The following is a 22,420-nucleotide window of genomic DNA, read 5'->3' as shown; positions in this document are numbered from 1 at the left end:
GGGTTAACGCCGGAACAGCGAATAGAATTCCTCAAAATTGTCGGTCGCCTGGGCGCGTTGCAACCGGAGTTGAACGGCCTGAGCGCGGGTCTGCACGGCTTCTTTCTCCACCGCCGTGAGCAGCGTCAGGGCGTCGGTCAGGCTCAAAATGGTTTCCAATCCGTTGTTGTAGAGCGAAAACCGCTGGTTGTAGGCATCCTGGGCTGAGCGCAGCGTGTAGGGCAGTTGGGTCAGTTCGCTCTGAACGACGGCGAGCTGGGCGTCGGCAATTCCCACCGCACTCTGGAGTTGCAGCCTGGCCACGGCCAACTGATTGCGGGCTTCCTCAATCCGGAATTGCTGGAGCTTGATGCGGTGAGAAGCCCGTCGGAAATCCATCAGATTAACCGTTCCGGCGATGCCGAGCAGGTAGTTCGTTCGGCTATAAGCCAGCCCTTTCCCCACCGGGCCGTAGTTGTTTTCGACGTCCAGACTGGAGCCCCGCGCCCAGGTAGCCGCCAGCAGCGAGATTCGCGGAAGGGCTGATTTTCGGATCAGGTCGATCTCGGCGGTTTGCCGGGTGACGAGTCGTTCCTGAACCCGCAGGAGCGGATGCGTCGGTGGGGTGAGCGAGGTCGAAAGCGGAACCAGCAAAGGCCCGACCCGGAAGGCGGTATCGATTTTTACCTCTTCGGCCGGGCGACCCGTCAGCGTGGCCAGTTGAACCCGCGCGCGTTGCCGTTCTTCCTGCATCCGGAGGTAGGCCAGCCGGGCGCGGGAAAGCGCGACGTTGGCGAGAGAAGAGTCCAGGCCGGGCTTGACGCCGTTGCGAACCAGGTTGACGATGATCCGGCGCACGGTATCGACCCGGGCCAGGTTCTGCTCTTCGATGAGCAGATTCTGCTCCGTCCAGTATAAATCGAGGTAACTGCTAATCACCGTCTGGCGCAACCCGAACTGCTCGCGCTGGAGGTTCGCTTCGCTGACGGCGACATCGCTGCGAACGAGCTTGTCTTCCGCCGAAAACCGGCCAAAGTTGTAGATTTCCCAGTCGGCGGTCGCCAGCGCCACGTTGCCCGATGCAAGATCCGGGCGGTTTTCGGCCCGGCGTCCGCCCGAGGTCGGCACGATCAGGCCCAGCGAAAAATACGAACCGGACAACCCGTTGGCCGTTCCGATGTTGATCTGATCGTGCAGCCGGACATTGGGCAGTCGGTTGTCGCGGACGACCCGGACGTTGGCCCGGATGGCCTCCAGCGCCGACCGCTGAGCCGCCAGCGTGGGGTATTGGGCAAAGGAGGCTTCAACCGCTCCCTCCAGCGTTAGCGTCTGGGAATATAGATAAGGAGAGCTCCCCAGCAAAAAGACAAAGGCAAGCAGATGACGTTGAATCATAGTGCGTTTCAAAATAAGAATCCGGCTGTACGGGCCGCAGCCATTCCTTTTCAAAATAACCACCCCTTCCATTAAAGGCTGATTAGTGAGTTATTAGAATTTGGTTAGAGTCCGGGCCAATCCCCTGAATTGCTTACTTTGTTGCTACATTTATCCAAAAAAAAGAGGGAGACAGCCTATGAATGTCTTACTGGTGGAAGATGATGTTGAACTGGCGCAGTTCATCCAGAAAGGATTGCAGTCGGAAGGGATTTCGGTTTCAATGGCGTTCGATGGCGTTATTGGCCGCAGTCTGGTCAACGAACACCGGTTTGATGTGGTCGTGCTGGATGTGAACATTCCCGGCATGAACGGCTACGACCTGTGCCGGTATGTAAAGCAGAACTGGCCGGCCATTCCGGTTATTCTGCTGACGGCGCTGGGGAGTCTGGACAACAAAGTACTGGGCTTCGAATCCGGTGCCGACGATTACCTGACCAAACCGTTCGCTTTCAAAGAGCTCCTTTTTCGGCTGAAAGCCCTCGCCCGGCGGAATTCGCCCCGGCCACTGCTGCCCCAGCGGCTTCAACTTTTGGATCTGGAACTTGATACGCAGTCGCACCAGGTCTGGCGGGCGGGGCAGCGCATTAGCCTGACGGCGCGGGAATATGCCCTGCTGGAGTATCTGCTCGCCAATCAGGGGCGGGTGGTGAGTCGGGTGAGCATTCAGGAAAATGTCTGGGATGTGCATTTTAACACCAACACCAACGTTGTGGACGTGTACATCAACTACCTGCGCCGGAAAATTGATACCGTAGAACCGAAGCTTTTGCACACGGTCTTTGGAGTCGGGTATATGATCGGTGCCGAACCATGAGCATCAAGCAGAAGATAACTATTGCGTTTGGTCTGCTGGTGGCGGCTTTGCTCATTCTGTTCTCCGTGTTTATTTTTCAGGCCTACGAATCGTACCGGAGTTCGCTGATGAAGACCCGCTTGCAGCGCCGGGCACTGGCGGCTCAGACCTATTTTCAGAACCGCAGCGAATTTCAGCAATCGACCTACCTGACCTTACCCGAGCAGCACGAAACGCTTTTTGACGACCAAAACCAGCGAATTTATGCCTCGACCGGCCCCGACGATTATCCGCCACCGTCCGAACTGCTTGAGGAGGCCCGTCGTGACGAAGTGTATTTTACCTACCTGAGTCCGGAATGGGAAGCTCCGAAGGAGGGTGTTGCTCTCTCGTTCCGGCATCAAAACCAGGTTTATGTGGCTGTTGTGACGGCCTATGACCTGAGTGGGCGACAGACCAGCCGGAATCTGGTGGCCATCCTGATCGGTGGCAATTTCCTTTCGCTGGTGGTCATTGTGCTGGCCGGTTTTTTGTTTGCCAGCCGGGCCATGTACCCGTTTGACCAGCTCATTCGCCAGATCAACACGGCTACCGTCAATGATTTCTCGTTTCGGCTGATTCACGAACCCCAGCCCGACGAAGCCAGTTACCTGGCCGGCTCGTTCAATGACCTGTTGAGCCAGTTGCAGCAACTGGCGCTGAGCCACGAGCATTTTATCGGCTATGCCTCCCACGAAATCCGGACGCCCCTGACGGTGGTCAAGGGCATGTTGGAAACGAGTCTGGCCTACGATCAGTCGCTGGAAGCCACCCACCAAAGCATCGAGAAAGCCCTGTTTCGGTTGGATGGCGCCATCGACCTGGCCAACTCCCTGCTGCGTTTGACCGAAGTGGAAGGGCTGAATCCGTCGCGGTTGCTGGAAGACATCAATCTGGTCGACACCATTTTAGATACTGTCACCTATTTCCAGGAAAAATACCCCGAACAGGCCATTGAACTCCAACTGACCGACATTTTTACGGAGAGCAGTTCGATCATCAAGGTGGTCGGTAACAACAGTCTGCTGCGAACCGCCCTGATCAACATCATCGACAACGCCTGTAAATATTCCAGCCACCAGCCGGTGCAGGTTCAGGTGACCTACCAGCCTTCGTGGGTCGTTATCGATGTCTTCGATCAGGGCATCGGCATTCCCGAAGCGCAGTTGTCCGATGTGTTTCTACCCATGATGCGGGCCGGAAACGTAGGTGGTATTCAGGGATTTGGCCTCGGCTTAACGCTGGCGGAAAAGATCATCAGCCTCCACCAGGGCGTTCTCCAGATTCAATCCGTACCTCATCAGGGAACCACGGTTTCTGTCCGTTTGCCCGCGCTGCCGTTTTAAAACCGGACTTTCCTTTATTTCTCAACAATTGCCCGGATCATCTCCCTGATTTTCAAACTCGTGGTGGCGCTTTGCCGGGTTGTGGTGCGCGTGAAAATAATCCCGGTTACGTTGTTTTTGGAATCCTGCCAGGGGTGCGCGCCAAACAGGCCGGGGCTGCTGGTTTCCAGAGCCTTCCCGGACGCGTCCACCACATCCCGCCAGTTTCCGATGCCGTAGCGAACGCCGGTCGTCGGATGGGGCGAATACGGGTTGGTGGGGTAGGGCGTACCCTGAATCGTAGCACCAGCGGTTTGGTCGCTGAGCATCTCCGTGATGGCTTGCTCGCTCAAAACCCGCTTGCCTTTAAACACCCCCTTCTGGTTGATCATTTCCAGAAAATTCAGGTAATCGCGGGCGGAGGTTCGGGCACCACCGGCGATCAGCGGGTTTTTCAGGCTGGTCAGCAGATACGTCGCCTGCATCCCGCACGGAACCGCCACTTTCTCATTGAACAGCTTCTGCCAGGATTGGCCGGATACCAGTTCGGCGATGCGTCCGGCAACGTGCATGCTCGCACTGCCGTAATTGAAAGCTTTGCCGGGCGGGTTGGTCAGTTTGGTGTAAACGGCAATAGAATCGACGGCTTGGGCCAGGGTCAGGTCGCGCCGGTATTCAAACTTCTCGGGGGAGTCGCCCGGAAAACCGGCGGTGTGCGAAAACAACTGCCGGATGGTGATGTTACCCTTGCCGTATTTGGTAAAAATGGGCAGGAATTTGCCGACGGTGTCGGTCAACGCCAGCTTCTTTTCATCAACCAGCGCCATGATCACCGCGCCCGACAGCCATTTGGACGCCGAGGCAATCAGCCGGTTTGTACCCGTGGTCAGGTTCACTTCTTTCTGGTAAATCACCCGCCCGTTTTGAGAAACCAGCACCAGCACGCTATCCTGATAGACGCCGAGGTTCTCCTCCAGGTAGTTGTCTACCGCCGAAAAATCGTAGGTTTTGGGTGGGGTTTCGGGCGCAACGGAATTGTTGCAACACAGAAAGGCAAGCAAAAATGCACTCAGCAGAAAGACGGTTTTCATGGTTTCGTTTTGATTGGATGAATGGACCAGAACTGTGATGCCCTGGTTGAACGAAACAAAGAAACCGCTTGCCGGACTGGTCAACCCAAAAAACGAAGCAAACCGTCCGGATTGCCGGGTGATTCGGTCAATCCGGGCGGTCAATGAAATGCGCTATTCTCAAAAAAACTTTTTTATTCCCATCGGTTGCGCAGGGATAAGGGAATAACACGGTTTTCCGGAAAACCGCCCCTGTCGCCGACCTGGATTATTTATTGGAAATCGCCGGGGTATTCAGGGCCTTGATTTCATCATCGAGCACGTCCTTCATGATGCTCAGGATATCGGCCGCGAGGAGTTTTTCACCGTCGTCGATAAAGCGGCTGTACGATTCGTACAGGATGTGGCATCTTCGCTCGAACCGGGTCGATGGCGTCATCGAGAAGAGGGTGGTCTGGCTTTTGAATTGACCCGCGATGACGGTTTCTCTCGTTTTACTGAATAAGTTAGTCATACACACAACTATTTTTTAAGGTACATCTCACTTTTTTACAATAAAATACAATCAACAGATATGTTTGTGCAAGTATACTAAAAGTCAAAACAAAACCCGACTCGATTGGCCGGGCTGTATGTTAATTCTGTCCTACCCATGCGGGTATGGAAAAAAAATAGCAAATATCAGGCCAGTTGGCGCAGAATTCGGCAAATGAGGAATTGATTTTTTACCAGAAAAAAGTCCAGCTCAGCCGGGCAAACAAGGGCGTTCCGGGGGTGAAGTGAATTTCGTTGACCGGGGTGGTCTCGCCACGCAGGCGGCTTTCGGTGGCAAACTGGGTTTCTTTCCAGCGGGTATTCAGAAGGTTTTGCACCGACAAGCCAAGCTGGTAGCGGGGACGCGTATAATTGACCTGTAAATCCGTCACAAAATACGATTGGGCCACAATGGAATTGGTTTCGTCGGCTGGCCGGTTTCCCAGGTACCGATACCGCAACGAGCCACTCCATCGCCCCGCATTTTGGAGCGTCAGGCCACCGGTCGACGTAAACGTCGGCGCCAGCGGCAGGTAATTCTGGTCCCGACCGGATGGGTCGGATTCGACGCCGATGGCGCGGGGTTTGGCGGTATTCAGATCCAGGTCGGCGTACAGGTGGTGGGTCAACTGGTAGCGGACCGACAGATCGACCCCGTATCGGCGTGACTTTCCGCTCGGTTCCACCACGCCTTCGTCCCCAACATACACGAACTCCTGTTGCAGCCACAAATACCAGCCTGCCGCGTTGACGAGCAAACGGGGGAACGGTTTGAAAATGACCCCTAAATCAGAACCGTAGGCGGGCGGCAGAATGTCCCGTCCGTTCCGGAGAACCACCACACGGGTGTCGTTGGAGTGAAAGCCTTTTCCGGTGTTGAGATAGACCTGAAACCGGGGATTCACCGTGTAATACAGATTGAGTTTGGGCGAAATCAGGGCCGCATCCGCCCGTTTCAAACCGTCCGCTGGCCGCAGCAAATCGTCGTACTGGCTCCGGAAATAATCGAGCCGAATCCCGGCATTGAGCGAAAAATGGTCGGAAAATTGAATGAGTTCATCCACGTAAGCGCTGGCATTCCGTTCATTGATGTTGCCAAATTGCCGCCGTTCGAGGGTCTCGGTCCGGTTTCGGGTGTGCGACAGTTCGGTGTGGTGCGTCAGATCCTGGCGGTATTGCAGGCCCGCCGTGGACACAAACCGGGTATTTCCGGCAAAATCCGTTCGTGAAACACTGCCGTTGTAGCCAAACAGATTCCGGTGTTCTTTCTGCCGGATCTGGTCGCCGTTGAGCGAATCGTCCCGGAAAAAAGTGAAGTTGGAATACAGCTCGAACTGGTAGTTGCTGTAGAAGACCTGGTTTTTGATGGTGTACTGGTTGGGCGTCACCGTCACCAGCTCGGCATTGACGTTGGTGCGGCTCGTTTCGCCCCTTTCGGTCGGGTCGACGGAGCCGAAAAAACCGACTAAGCCCGACGCCACGGCCCGGTTGGGAATCTGGCCGGAGTGGTTCCATTTGCTCCAGAACGTCGATCCCGTCAGCGTCAGGTTGGTCTGGGCCGACAGGTGGCCGTGGTATTTGCCTACGACATTCAGGCGCTTGAAGTTTTGCGGATGATCGAAGTAGGAATCGGAATACGAATATTCTGACGCCAGATAGGCGGATTGATTTTTGGTACGCCCCTTTTCCCCCAGTAAATCCAAACCAGCCACGACCCGGTACGTATTGAACTGCCCGGCTTCCAGCTTGGCAAAACTCTTGTCCAATGTCGTGCGTGTTCGAAAATCGGCCCAGCCCGCCGTCGTAAAATTGCCTTTTTCTGCGTTGTAGGGGCCTTTTCTGAAATCGACGCCTTCGATCAGCTCCGGAATGACGAAGTGCAAATCCGCGTAGCCCTGTCCATGGGCGTGCGAAACCAGGTTGACCGGCATTCCATCCACCGTCAGGCGAATGTCGGTGCCGTGGTCAATATCGAATCCCCGCAAAAAAATCTGTTCGGCTTTTCCGCCCCCCGCGTGTTGCCCGATGAACAAACCCGGCACCATCCGGAGAATTTCCTGCGAGTTGGTGATGGGCCGCATCTTGATATCGAGGCTGCTGATCAGTTGCTGGTCATGCGCCTGCTGCGCTGAAACGACGATCTCCCGCAACTCAATGGACGACCGGCTCAAAACCGTATTCAGCGTGATCGTTTCATCGTCTTTGATGGTTACGTTGAGAACCAGCGATTTAAAGCCGATGTGTGAAAGCTCGATTTTATAGGGAGCTGCTACCAGCCCCACGAAACGGTATTGCCCCAATTCATTGGTCACCGTGCCTTTGCCCAAACCGGTGAGTTGCACGACCACCCCACGCAGGGGCAGATTGGTGGTCTGGTCGAGGACGGTACCGGAAATATCGCCGAGGTGGGCAAACGCCTGAAGGCTGATGAAGGTCAGGATAAGGGCGTAAAGCGTTCGTTTCATAAAACCGGGTTAGTCGTCAGATCGCATTCATTCGGGATTAAAGTGCGAAGGTAGGATTTATTTTCCGGGCCTGCGCAACCAGCCGGTTTCCCATTTCAACGTGTCCCAGTGCCACTTCGATGGCAGCGGCCTGTTGCAGCCGTTCGGGGTCTTTGCTTCCGGTTTTCAGCGCAACCTGCATGTGCTCCTGCGCTTTTTTCAGGTCATTCTGATTGAAATAGACCCACGCCAGCGCGTGATTGACGTCGATGTTCTCCGGCCGTTTCCGGTATTCCTTCAACCCGTAAACCCGGGCCGAATCCAGTTGTCCGGATTTGGTGTAGAGTTTGCAACGTTCGAGGTCGACGGCGTGGCCGGAACGGGCGTCTTCGTCGAGCATCGTGGCCACTTCGGCAAACTTTTTCTTCGCTTTTTCCTGCTCACCCTGCAGGGCATAAATCCCGGCCATTTCTTCGTGGAACGAAAACTCGGGCATAATCCCGGCGGCTTTTTCGAGTGTCGTTAACGCTTGGTCGTATTCTTTGCGGGATTTCTGGATTCGGGCTTTTCCGGCCAGGGCGAAGGCATAACTGGGCCGCAGGGCTAAAATGCCGTCGTATTGCTGCTCGGCGTCGGCCAGCCGCCCGGTGGTTTCGTAGAGGTGGCCCAGGATATTTTTGCTCCAGCAATAGGGTTCGGAACCGGGTAAACCCGCCTGAACGGCCAGCTTCATAGCTTCAATCGAAGCGGGGTAATTGCCGTAGATTTCGCGCAGGTACGACGCCCGTGAATACGATTCCAGCGACGGTTTCAGTTGCTGCATTTTGTCCGACATCGCCACGGCTTCGTCGTAATGCCCCAGCTCAACGTTGGCATCCACCAGCACACCATACACGTAGGCGTTGTCGGGGTTGATCTGCCGGGCTTTTTCGGCCAGTTCGCGGGCTTCGGCAAACTGGTGCTGCGACATTTTGACGGACGACTTAAAGGTTGTAGCCTCAAAGTTTTTTGGGTCCATCGCCAGGACGCCATCCAGAATGGTCAAAACCGCCGGGTAATAATACGGGTGTTCACCGGTGATGCGGGCTTCGGACAGGTAAATGACGGCCAACTGCAAACGCGGTTTGATATCGCCGGGTGTTTTTTTGATCTTTTTCTGAAGCTCGTCCACTTTTTCTTTGGTACGTGGCCATTCGACAGCGGTGGCCAGCTCGCCCCGGCGTTCGAACAGGGGCGGTATTTCCAGGGTCGAACCGGGCGAAGCCGCCGTTTCGGTACCCGCTTTTTTGCGTTCGGTACAACTGATCTGCACCAGCAGGAGGAGGGAGAGAAAACTCGTGATGCCTGTCGAAACGAGTGGTCGGAAAAGAAGAATAGGTGTTGCCATGAATCGAAACCGCCCATGCGGAGGAATGAGGAATCGTTTATTTTGGTTGGAAAAAGCCGGGAATTGAGGAATAAACTCACCCAATTCCCGACCTGATCCGCACCAGTTTATTGCCGAAGCACTTTAATAATCTGGCGATCCGTGGGCGTTTTCACTTCCAGGAAATAGACCCCGGTTTGTTGCCCCAGCCGCAGGGTCCGGCGTTCGACCGAGCCCGCTGCGGGTACCGCGTGTTCGCCAAACTGTTGCCCCTGGCTGTTGATCACTGAGAAATGCAGCGACTGGCCGGTAGCACCGGTTACTTCCACCGTCACCTCGGTTTTGGAGGAGGGGTTGCCCAGAACGCGAACGGATAGTGGCTCCGATTCTGCCGAGATGCGGGCTGGCGCGCAGTGCGTGCGGAAGTTGAAGGTATAACTCACCTCCGAAGCCGCATCCCCGACATACCGGCCCATGAGGATAATCGTGCTGTTGTTGGGATCGTTTCGCACGCCAAACTCAATCTGCCGGTTGATGCTGGTGCCGTAAACGCCGTTGACGACTCCCGCAGCCCGGTATTCGACCGTCCGGCCTGGGTCGCCCCCGATGCGTCCGAAGGTGATGTCGCCGGTGGTACAGTTGTAATTCTGTACGGTTACGGCCAGCTTCTGATTCGGCTCATAGCTACTGCCGATGAAGCCGCGCCAGGGGTCCTGCACAAACGGGAAGGCACTTTTGAAGGTCGTATCGTTTTTGGTAACCCCCGCGTTGAAACCCAGCACTCTGCCCAGTTGCGGAGTCACCGGACTGCCACCTGGCACGAAGTCGTCGTACCACAGGCCAATGGCGGCCAGCACCACACCACCGACGGCCTGCAGTTCAATCGTCGTCACGTCATCCTCCAGCCGCCGTCCGTTGGGAAAACCGTCCATGTTGGGAATGAACTGGAGGGTGGGATTGGTGTACATCGGATCGGTCAGCCCCAGCACGGCGGCTCCCACCAGCCCCAGGGTGCTGAATTTGGCGTGGTTGCGGGGCGTTGCCGGAACGGCCATGTTGAGCCGGAGCATATCGCCCAGCGTGGGCAGGAAGTTGTGAATGAAGGGTTTTCCGGCCGCCAGCGGATTGCCGCCTTTGCCCGTGGCGAGTTGATACGGTCGCAGGTTCGGCACGCCGGTGTAGAAAATGGGCAGCAGATCGACGGCGCGGGGGCTGGCGTTGTTGGGCAGCAGGATGGTGCCGAAGATGGCATCGTCGAGGGCCGTGCCGGTTAGCGCGGAGCTGCCTTTCAGACTGAATAAACCCGGTCTGCCATTGCGGAAATCAAACGCTCCGAGCGAATTAGCCTGAATCCGGAGGTCTTTCAACGACCCGACCGCTCCGCCAAACTTGGAATCGTCCATGTAGAGCGCCAGTTCAGGATTGGTAAAGTTGGCGGCAAACTGCAGATCGTTGTTGCCGTAGGGCGTCATCGCGTTCCATTTGTCCTTCATGCCAATTGGAATGACGGCTTCGTTGGTCAGCGGCATGCCCAGGCGCGAAACCTGCACCCAGCCGCCGTCGTAGCCTACATCGCCCCCCGAATTCAAACTTTTGATTTGCCGGCGGCTGGCCGATGCCCACACGCCGATGACGAAATCCGGGTCAAGAATGGTAGATGCCTGTTCGACGCTTTTGCCGTCTTTTTGCAACAGGTTGACCGGTATTTTCAGGGCGATGCTGTGGACGTTGTACCGGGCAAGACCGTCTTTGGGCGGATTGATTTTGTTGCCTTCAGGCCGGAAGTTGCCAACGTCGAAAGCCCCCGCCAAATCGACGAAGAAGGGGTCGTCGGCGGGGCCGCAAAACACTTTTTCGCCCGACGATGCCGTGGTAATCGCCTGTTCGATCAGCGTGTTATACGAGCTGGCTCCCAGGCCAACACCCCCCTCGATGGAACGGGGCCCGATGTTGGCCGGTGGCACCACGCCATTGGCGACGATAGTGACCCAGGTTGTCCCGCCGTTGGTGCTTTTTTCGCAGCGGTAGACGGTTTTCAGGTTTTGCTGACCCAGCCGGATGTTGAAAAACGTGGTCGCATCCTGGTTGCTGTTCGTAAACGTAAACCGGTACGTAATGTCGTCGGCAGCCGTGGTTGTTTTGTTCTTGATGTGAATCTCATACCGGATGTTGGGGCCAAAATTGTAATAGTTCGGTCCGCCTTCCGGCAATTCAAACGGAATGTAATTGGCGATGATCGTGATGGTGTTCGGATCATCGGGACTCTTGAACGCGTAGACGTCCGTGTTGTCGGCCAGCGGATCGCTCGAGATCAGGGGAGCTTCCCGGTGGCTGGAGGCAAAACTGCCGATGGTCAGCAGCAGCAGGAGACAACTCAGGATAGAACGCCTGAGTTGTCTCAAAAGCATAGGAGAGATGGCCATAGTGAATATGGTTGAAAGTGAAAAAAATAGGAAACGTTAACGAGCAGGTTGTCGATAGAATGAGATGAATGCAACAGCCGCTTTCTGTTTTCTTCAGAAAAACGTCCCGCCGGTTTACCGGTTTTTATACTCTCGTTGCTGGGGATGCATGAATTGATTTTACACGGAGGCACGGACATCCGCATAAAAACGCGCGTATTTTCGTAATCGGCACTGACAAATACACTGAACTTTTGGAAAGAAAACCTCTGCGCTGGTACCGGGCTGTTCCGGTTCTGTCGCTTCAGAGGACACGGCACAAACTCAATCTGGCAAATATACTTTTTTTCATAATTAATTTCATTTTTATCAGGTTAGGATTCAATTAATTTATCGGACCATTTTTGTGTTCATGAAAACCGTCCGAAGGGCCGCTTAAACGCCGGATTTCGGCACCAGAGCGGAACGTATGATCGGGTTGTAGTATGAAAAGAATGAGGTACTTACCGGAGAAAAACTGGGAAGTAAGCTGTTGAGCAAACAGATATACGGTATGAAATTAAAAACGGATTTATCGGATCAAAAAAATCCGGAAGCGACCCCCGATGGCTGGTTTCGGAGGCAAAACAACGCGCGGGTAAGAGAGGTAGAAGGGGCTAGTAACTCAGGGCGGCAATGAGCATGGTTCGAACGAAAACAATCAGAAAGGCCAGAATCGAGATGCCGAAGCCAAACATAAAGATGTTGTAGGCAATCCACAACCGGCGGTATTTTTTAGCGAGTACGCGCCCGAGGTAATAAATGTCGCGGGTCATGGTGCCGTACAAATACCGGCTGTCTTTCATTAGTTCGCTCATTCCCCATTCAAAGTCTTCCAGGCTCATGCGGTGAAAATTGCCGAAAAAGAGCAGGTTGCCTTTCTTTTTTTTGATGTCTTCCCGCTTGAACGTGCCTTTGGTCACGTTGGGGCGGGTGGCCAGAATGGCGAAGACGATGGTCAGCAACGAAGTGGTCAGAATCAGCACCATCGGCACCAGCAGCGTCGGGTTTTCGTCAATCTGAAGGGCCAGCACCGAAACGATAACGGAAACCATGATCGAGTTGACCGAAATCAGAATGTTGGCTTTGCTGTCGGCCATGTCGCTCAGGTAGACGTGGTTGGTCGAGGTGGTGCGAAACATGGTTTCAATGCCCCGCACCGGCTGGTTGTCTTTCACGTTCGTAGCGTTAACGGACCGGTTCCGGGTAGTTGAGGTGCAGGCGAATGGCTTTCAGCCGGGCAACACCCTGCAACGGTTCGAGATCGAGGTATTCGATTTCGGGTGTCAGCTTCTTTTGTTCCTGCAAAGCCGTGATAAAGGGCAGGTAATCCGCCACTTCCCGACGGTTGGAATATACCAGCGCAATCGTATTGGGCTGCGTCAGCCGTTCCTCGGTTCCGGCAATATACGCCTTGTCGATCCGCTTTTTCAATACTTCATACCGGATGCTGTAGGAGCCTTCCACGTCGAACCGGTGTTCATCCTGCCGGAAACTGATGTCTACCGGCTGCGAATGGGCCAGAATCAGTTGGGTGGTTTGCAACGCCAGGGGCAAGCGGGGCAACAGCAGGTGCGTCAGGGAAGCCAGTTCCACCATCGACTTCAGTTGCCACGCATACAGATGCCGCAGAAAACCTGGTTCGAAGGGCGTTTGGGGCGCAATGGACTGACCGACGTAGATCGTATACTCCATTCCGTCGGTCCGATAGCGCTCGAAATAATGCGGATAAATGGTCTGAAGCTGTTTTTCCTCTTTTTCGATGAACGTATTGACGGCCGTATTGAGCCATTCGACGCTTCGTTCGTAGACCTGCAACGCCTGATTGAATTGCCCGTTGGTGGCATTCGTGCGCTTGAAATACCGCTGGACCGGCGTATCCAGTTGCGGATAATGGAGCCGCAGGTGTTGCAAATACGGATTGACTTCCAGCGCCAGGAAGTCCGAAATCCCCAGTTCGTCTTCCGGATTCAGCCCGGCTGTGAGTTTGTTTTGCCAGGAATACGCCGTGGCCATGAGCTGATTCGGCAGCGCCAGTTCGTCCGGCAACTCGGCCTGACCCAGCAGCGTCTGAATGGTGTCCAACTGGTCGGCGAAATCCTGGCGCACGGCCTTGTAGCGTTCGTTCGACGAATTGCGGATGTCGATCGCGCCGTACAACGGGTACACCTGCGGAAACCGTACCTGCGTAGCCTCACTGTTGAACGACTCCTTGTTGTCGAGCCGCAGGTATTCCCAGGCCACCTCATTAAACTTCCATTCAACGGCGGGTTGCAGGGGCGTAAACTTGGTTTTGATCAGTCGTTCCAGATTTTGTTTGAACTGATGCAGTTGATACCGCAGCAATTCCTGCACGAGCGGAATCACCCGCTGAATTCTCTCCAGAACGTTGTCTCCGAACGCCGTCGAATGCGGGCTGGCCATTTCCAGCACGCCCAGCATTTCACTTCCGTTCACGACCGGGTAAAAAGCGAAACTGCGAATTCCTTTTTTGGTCAAAAGCTGTTGCTCGTTGCCGGGCAGCCCTTTCAGATCCGGAAACAGGAGTGGGGCCGGATTCAGGATCAGGTTGTGAATGATGGCCTGCGTGGCCGGATCGTAGCCGTCGATGACCGTGCTCGAATGCCGGAAGAAAACACTCCGCGCGCTTACCTCCGGTTGATGGACGTAAAAACCGTTCACCTGCGAAAACGGAACGATGCTGATCTGGAGGTCGGTCTGGCCAACCAGATTGCGCAGGGCGGTTTCGAAACGACGGTAAATGACCGGTTCGGCGTCTGAATGCAAATGGGTGAAAACCGCCTGCAATTGCTGAACGGTTTCGGCCTCCGTGATGTCTTCTACCACAAAAAAAGCAAAGCCTTCGGACGTAAATTCACCAAGCGGCAACTGCTCCTCAGGCTCCGGCAAGGGGCCGGTTCCGTTGGCAAAATCAACCCAGGACGGTTGTAGTTCGGGCAGGGAACGGTTCAGATGCGGCTCGATGAACGTGTTGTTGATGTCGATCCGAAAATACCGGGTGAGTCCGTTTTTGTGTTTTTGAAACCGAAAGCTGGGATTCGCATTTTTGACGGGCGGTATCTTATAGCACTTTTCAAGAACGAGCTGGTACAGAAAACGGAGTTTGTCTTCCGCGCAAATGTCCTTGGGCAGTTCCGACAACAAATCCGGAAATTGTTCGATCAGGTGCGTAAACCGGGCCGACTGGTACAGAATCTTCATCGGTACGGGCAAACCAAAGGTGTAGGCAACGTTCTGACCGGTGGCAGACAACGGCATCACCGCCAGCGACGCCAACTGAAAAAGGCTCGCTAACCGGTCCGGCCCGATAATCTCTTCGAGCGGTGTTTCGTCCGCCGTGGGGACGTTTTCAAACTGCTCCAGCAGGTGGTCGTAGAGACCAGACAGAGCGGCATTGGTGGCATTTTTTTCCTGTTGCGCTTTTAGAAAAGCAACGAAGGGCTGAAACGACAACTTGACTTCGAACGGAAAAGAGACCGATGGGGAAACAGAAAGGGTCGTTTCCATGATTTTATATAATTTTCAGCAAATAGCACGCTTAACGCTTGAGTTCGGATGGACACCAAGGGCAAAAGCAAGGTGGATGTTTTTGTTTATTGAACAACGAAGCCAATCCGTGAGTTGCGTCGTGGCAGTATTAATTCTCAATACAGTACCGGCTTTTTGACGGTTCTGGGATAATACCCTTGAGCGTGGTAAAGGTACATGGTTCGGACACGCACGTTTCGGTAATACACCGGCCAGACCTCCTGCCGCAACACCGGCCCCAACTGCGCCCGGGCTTCTGGCGACAGGGGATCTTCGCTCACATACACGATGTTCTGCCGCTGCGAAGCGGGGGGCGGTGGCCAAAAATCAAACTGGTTCATGCGTCGGTTTGCATTGGGCAGGCAGTACGTATCCGGATGCCCGTCGACGTAAAACGCCAGCTCGGACGCCGTGTGATAACTGTCGCTCACAATCGCAAAATGACCCGGCGGCAGATCCTTGACGAAGTCATCGACGGTTTGTCCGATCTGCCGCCAACCTGCCAGCCGGTACAGGGGATCGGCTTTGACCGGTAAAACCGGGCGTCCGGCAACGGCATCGAGCCAGCCGGGTTGCAGAATCAGCAGGAGGGTAGCCACCGACAGCCCCACGGGCCAGGCCACCCGGGGCGTTTCCGACCACCGGCGGTAGCGCCGGTGCAACAGGTACGAAACCACCAGCGGCCAGGCCACCAGCGTCGCCGAGGGCCAGTTGACTTCCACGCGTTTGTGAACTGACAGAACCGCAAATCCCGCCAGAATCAGCGCCGGAGCCAGCCACAACGGTAAAAGCCGGGCGTGGTCGACCATCGGAAGTTTCCAGGGGCGGGCCAGCAACAGACCGGCGACGATAAAAATTGAACCGTAGGCTAGTTGACCACCCACAAATTCCAGCAGTTGACCGAGAGCGTTGCGATGAAGGAACGAAGACCCCGAACCGCCTGCCAGCGTAAAAATATGCCGGAACGTCACCCAGTCGTGCTGGTAATTCCAGATCAGGGAAGGCAGCAAGCCCACCAAAACCGGTAATGCGAATGCGAGCAACCGACGGGTAATCAGGGCAAAATCCCGGCCACTACCCGCCAGCACCACGAAGCCGAAAAGCACCATCGTCGGTTTGGCAAGCATTCCGAAAACCACGAAGGCGGCCGTTCGCCAGCCGTCGCCGGGCTGACCCGTATCGGCGTAGCGCAGAAAATACCGCAAGGCACCGGCCCAGGCCAGCATCAGCAACGAATCCGTCGTGAAAAACAGTGTTGCGGTTACCAAAAACGGACTGACGTTCAGCAACATCACGCCCAGCACCGCGACCCGGTGGCTGCGAAACTGTTCGACCCCCAGTCGGAAAACGAAATACGAAATTCCCAGTCCGCACAAAACCGCATTCAGCCGGACCACCGGGGCCGAAATCCCGAACAGCCCCGAACTGAGGGAGTTGACGAAGGCGATCAGGGGCGGTTTGGAGTAATAGGCCCAGTCCAGGTGCCGCGACCAGAGCCAGTATTGGGCTTCTTCCGTAAACAGATCGGGACCGAAATAGACATAGACGCCTTTCACCAGCGTAATGATCCCCATCAGACTCCAGAATCGGGTAATGCCGAGCGAGCGGCTGTAGAGCGCGTGAAAGGGATTGGAATTAAAAACGGGCGCCGTTGACATGGCTATCGACTTGACGGTGTGGTACTTTACTTTTCTTCCAGCAACGACGTATGTTCTGCCTGAAACCAGTTCACCATGCGCTGCAAGCCTTCCTCGAGTGAAACACGCGGCTGGTAGCCCAGCAGATGCGCGGCTTTGGTCAGATCGGCAGCGGTTTGGCTGACGTCGCCGGGCTGCTCGGGCCGGTAATCGAGCCGGGCTTTACGGCCGGTATATTGTTCGAGTTTCCGGACCAGATCGATCAGGGCAACGGGGCGGGCACCGCCCAGGTTGATGATTTCAAATCCGTTGACCCGTTCGATGGCCCGGACAATACCCGCTACGATGTCGTTCACGTAGGTGTAGTCGCGCAGGCTTTGTCCGTTGCCGAAAAGCTGAATCCGTTCGCCGTCGAACAACCGCTGGATGAAACGGGAAATGGCCATGTCGGGCCGCTGGTTGGGGCCATAGACCGTAAAAAACCGCAGACAATAGGCATTCAGGCCGAAAAGCTGGTGGTAATTCTGAAGAAGCATCTCGCCGGTTCGCTTGGAAATGGCATAGGGAGAAGCCAGTTCTTCGATCCGGTCCGTTTCCCGAAACGGGATTTCGTTGCGCTCCCCATAAACCGACGACGAGGAGGCAAACACCATTTTGTTAACCTTGAAATCCCGCATCGTTTGCAGCAGCGTTACCGTACCGGTTACGTTGGTGTCAAAATAGGAAGCCGGTTGCTGCAGCGATGGGCGCACTCCGGCCAGTCCGGCCAGATGCACCACCACGTCGACGGCGTAGGTACCGAACAACAAATGCAGAAAACTGGACTCCCGAATATCGCCTTCAAAGAGGTAATAGCCTGGTCGGTTTTCGAAAGGGGCCACGTTCCGGCGTTTCAGAGCCGGGTCGTAGTTGGAACCAAAGTTGTCGACCGCCAGGACAATGTGCCCTTCATCGAGCAGTTTTCTAGTGAGATGGGTTCCAATAAAACCCGCTCCACCGGTTAAGAGAATGTTCATAGGTTTTCATCGCCGACAGGCAGACGACGGTAAGGTCTATACGTAAATCAGAAGGGTGTGGTCAAGCCGGGTCTAGTCAAATTGCGTTTCCTGAGCCAGGTACTCTTTCAATTGACCAACGGTTTCGAGCTTCCACCATTCCTGGTCCGGAATGCGAATGCCGAAATTGATTTCGACCTGCAGCAACAGGTCGGTAATGTCCAGCGAATCAAGCCCCAGATCTTTACTAAAGTTGGTGTGATCCGTCAGCGCGGTTTGGTTAATACCCATGCCGACGAGCAGGTCGTGCAGGCGGTTGTCAATTTGTTCAGCGATCATAATAAAAGTAGTTGATGTTAGTATGGCTTTTTGCTTTCTGCCCCTAATCCCCTAAAGGACGGTCGGCCGCTGCCGGACTTTTGAATCTGGATTAAGCTGTGTTCAAGTCCGGCAGCGGCCGACCGTCCTTTAGGGGATTAGGGGCAGAAAGCGAAAGTCCTAATCAGTTTATGGTTAGTAAACAGCGGTTTCGGCCACCTCTTTGGTCGCTTTGGTTTTGCTGAAGCGGTTTGAAAACCACTCCTGCGTCCGGTCGACGAGGTAATAGACCATCGGAACCAGAAAAACCGTCAGGATCATTGAGCTGGTCAGCCCACCGATCAACACCCAGGCCAGGGAGTTTTTCCACTCCGAACCGGCACCGCTGGCGATCGCAATCGGAATCATCCCGATCACCATGGCGATGGTCGTCATCAGAATCGGGCGCAGCCGTTCTTCACCCGCGTGCAGAATCGCCTGCCGGTACGGAACGCCCTGGGCCTTCTGCTGATTGGCAAAGTCGACGATCAGAATGGCGTTCTTCACCACCAGACCGATCAGCATCAGCATCCCCAGCAGGGCGAAAATCCCGATGTCTGACGAACTCAGGGCCAGGGCCAGCAAGGCACCCACCACCGCAACCGGAACCGACGTCAACACCACCAGCGGGTAGATGAAGCTGTCGTAGAGCAGCACCATGATGAAATACACCAGCATCAAACCGGCCAGCATCGCGATTCCGAGCGAACCAAAGCCTTCGCTCTGGTTTTTGGCGTCTCCACCCCAACTGAGCGTTACGCCAGCGGGTAGCGGGTTTTTGGCCAGCTCGGCCTGAATCGTAGCGGTCAGCGTTCCCGAACCAATGCCTAACACGTTGGCCGTTACGGTCACGGACGACCGGCGGTTTTTGCGTTCCAGGAGCGAAGGGCCGTTGCTCAGGCTCACGTTGGCGAATTCTGCCAACCGAACCGTACGACCCGCCTGTGGACTGACAAAATTGATGTTCTTGACGTCGTCCGGGTTTTTCCGGTCAAAGGCGTCGAGCATGATGCGGATGTCGTAGTCTTCACCACCGTCGCGGAATTTGGAGTCGTCGTTCCCGGCAAAGGCATTCTGCAGCGTGGCTCCAACGGTTTGAATGTTCAGGCCTAGTTTCGCCATTTTCTCGCGGTCGATTTCCACGCGCACCTCCGGGTTTCCCGATTCGATGGACACGTTGACGTCGTTGGCACCGGGGGTTTTCCGGATGCGGTTTCCCAGGTCATTGGCCGAAGCCAGCAGTTGGTCCATGTTATCGCCACTGAGGAAAATCTCGATGGGAGCCGTACCGGAATTGACTATACCGACCACCGAAGATTTGAACTCGATAGCGGGAAAACGCTGCTCCAGTTCTTTCCGCAGCGAAATCATGTAGGCTTCCGTGGGCTGGTGACCAGGCCGTTCGCTGGCTTCGGCCAGTTCAATCGTCAATTCACTCCGGTTGGTTTCGCCCTGTCCGGTGCTGTTCAAACCGGTACTGGCCCCGGCTACGTTTGTGAAAATGCTGCGGACTTCCGGTTTTTTACGCAGGTAATCCTCAATCTGGCGGGTGGTCAGGTTGTTGTGTTGCAGCGACGCGCTTTTGTCGACTTTCATCGTCAGCAGGAATTTCCCCTGATCGCCCTCCGCCACAAACTGCGAACCGATAATCCCCAGACTCATCACCCAGCCGGTGAACACGAAGAGTGCTACCAGAATGCCGGTGAAAGCCAGCTTGTGGGTCAATACCCATTTCAGGCTGCCGTGGTACCAGTTGGTCAGACCCGTCAGTCCGCGTTCAAACCAGAGCAGAAACGCCTGGAACGGATTTTTTGGGTTCAGATGCTCCAGTTTCGCCATCCGGGATGTCATCCAGGGCGTCAGCGTGAAACTGGCGATCAGACTGGTCATGGTGGCAAAAGCGACCGTCAGCGAGAATTGACGCAGCAGGTCGGCGATGACCGAATCCACGAACGTAATCGGCACGAACACCACCACAATCACCAGCGTAATGGCAACGGCAGCAAACCCGATTTCCTTCATGCCATCGAGCGTCGCCTGCCAGCGGTCTTTGCCCATTTCCAGGTGTCGCTGGATGTTTTCCAAAACCACAATCGAGTCATCGACCAGAATCCCGATTACCAGCGACAGGGCCAGCAACGTCATCAAATTGAGCGAATAGCCCATCACGAACATGAAGAGGAAAGCCGACACCAATGAGGCCGGAACCGATACCATGACGATGAAGGCATTCCGGAAACTGTGCAGGAAGAGCAGCATCACGACAGCCACCAAACCAACGGCCAGAATCAAATCGTGCGTCACGGCTTCCACGGATTCGAGCGTAAACACGCTGCTGTCGTAGGCAATCGCAAACTGCACTTTGTCTTTGGCGTTGTCTTTTTCGATCTGCGCCAGTTTTTCCTGCATCAATCGGCTGATTTCGACCGCGTTGGCGTCGGATTGTTTCTTGACGAACAACCCGATTCCGTTCTGTCCGTTGTAGCGGCTGATGCTGGAGGTTTCGGTCAAACCGTCGGTTACATTGGCGACGTCACCCACCCGAATCGGGCTGCCGTCTTTCGGCGTCACAACCACCAGTTTCCGGATGTCGTCCAGCGAATTGAATTTGCCCGCCAGCCGCAGCGTCATGTTTTCCGAGGTGCTTTTAACCTTTCCCGTCGGGAAGTCGAGGTTGGCCTGGTTAATAGCCTGCGTGACCTGAAGCAGCGATAAACCGTAGTAGTTCAGCTTGTCGTCGTCGACGTTAACGCGGATTTCCCGTTTTTCGCCCCCCACCATCGTAATTTCAGCCACCCCTTTGATCTGCTGCATCACCGGCAGGTACTTGTCTTCCATCTGTTGGTAGAATACTTCGTTTGGCAGGGAAGAGGTCGCCAGTAATTGCATGATGGGCTGATCGCTGGGTGAGATTTTCGACAGCGACGGGGTTTCTACATCCTCGGGCAAGTCGCTCACCATTTTGTTGATGGCCCGCTGGGCATCTTCCAGCGCCTTATCGACATCGGTACCCGGTTTAAAACCGACGATAATAACGGAGGCATTCTCGAACGAATTGGCCTTTATGTCGTCGAGGTTGTCGAGTCCGGAAATGGCGTCTTCCAGCTTTTTACTGACTTCCGTTTCGACTTCCGATGGAGCCGCTCCGGGATAAACCGTGGTGATGGTGATGGTGGGTACCGAAAATTCCGGCAACAACTCATAACTCAACATCTGGTAGGAAAATATGCCGCCGATGGTCAATATCGCGAAGAGCACGATAATCATCGAGGGGCGCTTGATGATGGTTTCGAAGAAGTTCATAGACTTTTTTATTGAGTGATTGAGTCAATGAGTGATTGAGTGAAGAGCTGATACGTGGTGTCACTCAATCGCTCAATCACTAATTCACGCAATAATTTCATTGTGCATTGACTAAGGTGCCGTTCTGGAGGTTGATCTGACCGCTGGTGACCACCTGATCGCCCGCTTTCAGACCCTTCGTGATTTCGTAATACTGGTTGGTCGTGGCACCGATTTCCACCGGTTTCAACACCGCTTTGCCATTTTCAACCACGTAGACCTGCGGAGCTTTGGCGGAACCCATGATGGCCTGACGGGGAATGGCCAGCGTCTGCGTTTTCAGTTTGTTCTGGTTGGCAATGGAACCGTACATACCGGCTTTCAGCGGATTGGCACCGGAGTTGTTCACCGTAATCTGAACCGGGTAGTTGTGGGCGGCATCGCCTTCAGCACCGATCATCGTCACGCGTCCCGTAAACCGGACGTTGGGATACACCTCGGTTTCAATCGGCAGCGACTGCCCAACGCGGAACTGGTTGATGGCTTTTTCCGGTACATCGACCACCAGTTTCAGCGAAGAAATGTCGGTGATCTTGGCAATCGGCGAACCGACGGAAACGACCGACCCTTTTTCAACCATTTTCTGGGTTACGATGCCCGAGAAAGGAGCGGTGACGGTCGTGTTGGCAATCTGCTTTTTGAGTTGCTTGATCTGTGCTTCGGTGGCCCGGATGTTCAATTGAGCACGTTCGAGGTTGATGGCCGGGGTGGCGTCGCCTTTCACCAGCGCGTCATACCGCCGAACGTCGTTCTGGTAGCCTTCCAGGGTCACTTGCAGGGCTTCGATCTGGTAATGAAGCTGTTCGTCGTCCAGTTTGGCAATCAGGCGGTTTGTGCCAACCAGTTGGCCTTCTTCAATCGGCAACTGGGTGATTTGGCCACCGGCCTGGGGCCGGATTTCGACTTCGCGGTTGGGCAAAAACGAGCCCAGGAACAGGGTTTCTTCCGACAGGTTGCGGAGTTCGGCTACGGCCGTCCGCACACCCACTTTCAGGTCGGCGTCGGGTTTATAGACTTTGGCTTCTACTTTTTCTTTGTTGTCGAGGAGTGTCCAGGCGGTCAGACCGAGGGTGCCAATGAGAACCAGTACAATGATGATGCGTTTCATGGTG

Annotated in this window: 15 protein-coding genes; 2 read left to right on the top strand and 13 right to left on the bottom strand. The window is 55.0% G+C overall.

Translation table 11 applies throughout. The features are described 5' to 3' along the window. Positions 1–3: 3 nt before the first annotated feature. A complete protein-coding gene (locus tag F0P93_RS25695) occupies positions 4–1,374 on the bottom strand; it encodes a TolC family protein (RefSeq protein ID WP_191908919.1) in 1,371 nt (456 codons plus the stop codon). A 178-nt stretch (positions 1,375–1,552) separates the two neighbouring features. On the opposite strand from F0P93_RS25695, the gene F0P93_RS25690 reads away from it, so the two are divergent. Both F0P93_RS25690 and F0P93_RS25685 read left to right on the top strand, forming a co-directional pair. Beyond that, positions 1,553–2,230, top strand: coding sequence for a response regulator transcription factor (locus F0P93_RS25690; RefSeq protein ID WP_150880596.1), 678 nt, complete (start codon positions 1,553–1,555; stop codon positions 2,228–2,230). Continuing rightward, positions 2,227–3,594, top strand: coding sequence for a sensor histidine kinase (locus F0P93_RS25685; protein ID WP_150880595.1), 1,368 nt, complete (start codon positions 2,227–2,229; stop codon positions 3,592–3,594). Before F0P93_RS25690 ends, F0P93_RS25685 begins: the two co-directional genes overlap by 4 nt. A gap of 14 nt (positions 3,595–3,608) precedes the next feature. Here the strand turns inward: F0P93_RS25685 and F0P93_RS25680 are convergent, their stop codons facing one another. The 12 genes from F0P93_RS25680 to F0P93_RS25625 all read right to left on the bottom strand — a co-directional run bounded on the left by F0P93_RS25680 (position 3,609) and on the right by F0P93_RS25625 (position 22,416). Beyond that, positions 3,609–4,664: a serine hydrolase domain-containing protein gene (locus F0P93_RS25680; RefSeq protein ID WP_150880594.1), complete on the bottom strand. Its 1,056-nt coding sequence runs from the start codon at positions 4,662–4,664 to the stop codon at positions 3,609–3,611. A gap of 247 nt (positions 4,665–4,911) precedes the next feature. Further along, positions 4,912–5,157 (bottom strand): hypothetical protein, encoded by a 246-nt coding sequence (locus F0P93_RS25675; protein WP_150880593.1) that lies wholly within the window; start codon positions 5,155–5,157, stop codon positions 4,912–4,914. Between the two features lie 211 nt (positions 5,158–5,368). Beyond that, on the bottom strand, positions 5,369–7,642 hold the full coding sequence (locus tag F0P93_RS25670) for a TonB-dependent receptor (RefSeq protein WP_150880592.1): 2,274 nt from the start codon (positions 7,640–7,642) through the stop codon (positions 5,369–5,371). A 37-nt stretch (positions 7,643–7,679) separates the two neighbouring features. After that, positions 7,680–9,008, bottom strand: coding sequence for a tetratricopeptide repeat protein (locus tag F0P93_RS25665; protein ID WP_150880591.1), 1,329 nt, complete (start codon positions 9,006–9,008; stop codon positions 7,680–7,682). 107 nt (positions 9,009–9,115) lie between these two features. Then, a complete protein-coding gene (locus F0P93_RS25660) occupies positions 9,116–11,410 on the bottom strand; it encodes a DUF4331 domain-containing protein (protein ID WP_225309644.1) in 2,295 nt (764 codons plus the stop codon). Positions 11,411–12,045: 635 nt separating this feature from the next. Then, positions 12,046–12,606 (bottom strand): Pycsar system effector family protein, encoded by a 561-nt coding sequence (locus F0P93_RS25655; protein WP_310588019.1) that lies wholly within the window; start codon positions 12,604–12,606, stop codon positions 12,046–12,048. A gap of 10 nt (positions 12,607–12,616) precedes the next feature. Continuing rightward, the gene (locus F0P93_RS25650) at positions 12,617–14,956 is read right to left on the bottom strand and encodes a GAF domain-containing protein (RefSeq protein WP_150880590.1); all 2,340 of its coding nucleotides are present in this window, start codon (positions 14,954–14,956) and stop codon (positions 12,617–12,619) included. A 137-nt stretch (positions 14,957–15,093) separates the two neighbouring features. Further along, on the bottom strand, positions 15,094–16,635 hold the full coding sequence (locus F0P93_RS25645) for an ArnT family glycosyltransferase (protein ID WP_150880589.1): 1,542 nt from the start codon (positions 16,633–16,635) through the stop codon (positions 15,094–15,096). A 26-nt stretch (positions 16,636–16,661) separates the two neighbouring features. Then, entirely contained in the window at positions 16,662–17,630 is a 969-nt protein-coding gene (locus F0P93_RS25640) for a GDP-mannose 4,6-dehydratase (protein ID WP_150880588.1), read from the bottom strand. Between the two features lie 72 nt (positions 17,631–17,702). Further along, positions 17,703–17,948, bottom strand: coding sequence for an acyl carrier protein (locus F0P93_RS25635; protein ID WP_150880587.1), 246 nt, complete (start codon positions 17,946–17,948; stop codon positions 17,703–17,705). Between the two features lie 174 nt (positions 17,949–18,122). After that, positions 18,123–21,269 (bottom strand): efflux RND transporter permease subunit, encoded by a 3,147-nt coding sequence (locus F0P93_RS25630; protein ID WP_150880586.1) that lies wholly within the window; start codon positions 21,267–21,269, stop codon positions 18,123–18,125. A 97-nt stretch (positions 21,270–21,366) separates the two neighbouring features. Next, positions 21,367–22,416, bottom strand: coding sequence for an efflux RND transporter periplasmic adaptor subunit (locus F0P93_RS25625; RefSeq protein WP_150880585.1), 1,050 nt, complete (start codon positions 22,414–22,416; stop codon positions 21,367–21,369). Positions 22,417–22,420 lie beyond the last annotated feature (4 nt).

The organism is Larkinella humicola, assembly GCF_008727875.1.
GTDB classification, from domain to species: Bacteria; Bacteroidota; Bacteroidia; order Cytophagales; family Spirosomataceae; genus Larkinella; species Larkinella humicola.
This window is presented reverse-complemented; position numbering and strand designations above follow the sequence as displayed.

Excerpts from the sequence above, each read along its gene's own strand:
- F0P93_RS25695 (WP_191908919.1), bottom strand. The coding sequence starts at position 1,374 with ATGATTCAACGTCATCTGCTTGCCTTTGTCTTTTTGCTGGGGAGCTCT.
- F0P93_RS25690 (WP_150880596.1), top strand. The coding sequence starts at position 1,553 with ATGAATGTCTTACTGGTGGAAGATGATGTTGAACTGGCGCAGTTCATC.
- F0P93_RS25685 (WP_150880595.1), top strand. The coding sequence starts at position 2,227 with ATGAGCATCAAGCAGAAGATAACTATTGCGTTTGGTCTGCTGGTGGCG.
- F0P93_RS25680 (WP_150880594.1), bottom strand. The coding sequence starts at position 4,664 with ATGAAAACCGTCTTTCTGCTGAGTGCATTTTTGCTTGCCTTTCTGTGT.
- F0P93_RS25675 (WP_150880593.1), bottom strand. The coding sequence starts at position 5,157 with ATGACTAACTTATTCAGTAAAACGAGAGAAACCGTCATCGCGGGTCAA.
- F0P93_RS25670 (WP_150880592.1), bottom strand. The coding sequence starts at position 7,642 with ATGAAACGAACGCTTTACGCCCTTATCCTGACCTTCATCAGCCTTCAG.
- F0P93_RS25665 (WP_150880591.1), bottom strand. The coding sequence starts at position 9,008 with ATGGCAACACCTATTCTTCTTTTCCGACCACTCGTTTCGACAGGCATC.
- F0P93_RS25660 (WP_225309644.1), bottom strand. The coding sequence starts at position 11,410 with ATGGCCATCTCTCCTATGCTTTTGAGACAACTCAGGCGTTCTATCCTG.
- F0P93_RS25650 (WP_150880590.1), bottom strand. The coding sequence starts at position 14,956 with ATGGAAACGACCCTTTCTGTTTCCCCATCGGTCTCTTTTCCGTTCGAA.
- F0P93_RS25645 (WP_150880589.1), bottom strand. The coding sequence starts at position 16,635 with ATGTCAACGGCGCCCGTTTTTAATTCCAATCCCTTTCACGCGCTCTAC.
- F0P93_RS25640 (WP_150880588.1), bottom strand. The coding sequence starts at position 17,630 with ATGAACATTCTCTTAACCGGTGGAGCGGGTTTTATTGGAACCCATCTC.
- F0P93_RS25635 (WP_150880587.1), bottom strand. The coding sequence starts at position 17,948 with ATGATCGCTGAACAAATTGACAACCGCCTGCACGACCTGCTCGTCGGC.
- F0P93_RS25630 (WP_150880586.1), bottom strand. The coding sequence starts at position 21,269 with ATGAACTTCTTCGAAACCATCATCAAGCGCCCCTCGATGATTATCGTG.
- F0P93_RS25625 (WP_150880585.1), bottom strand. The coding sequence starts at position 22,416 with ATGAAACGCATCATCATTGTACTGGTTCTCATTGGCACCCTCGGTCTG.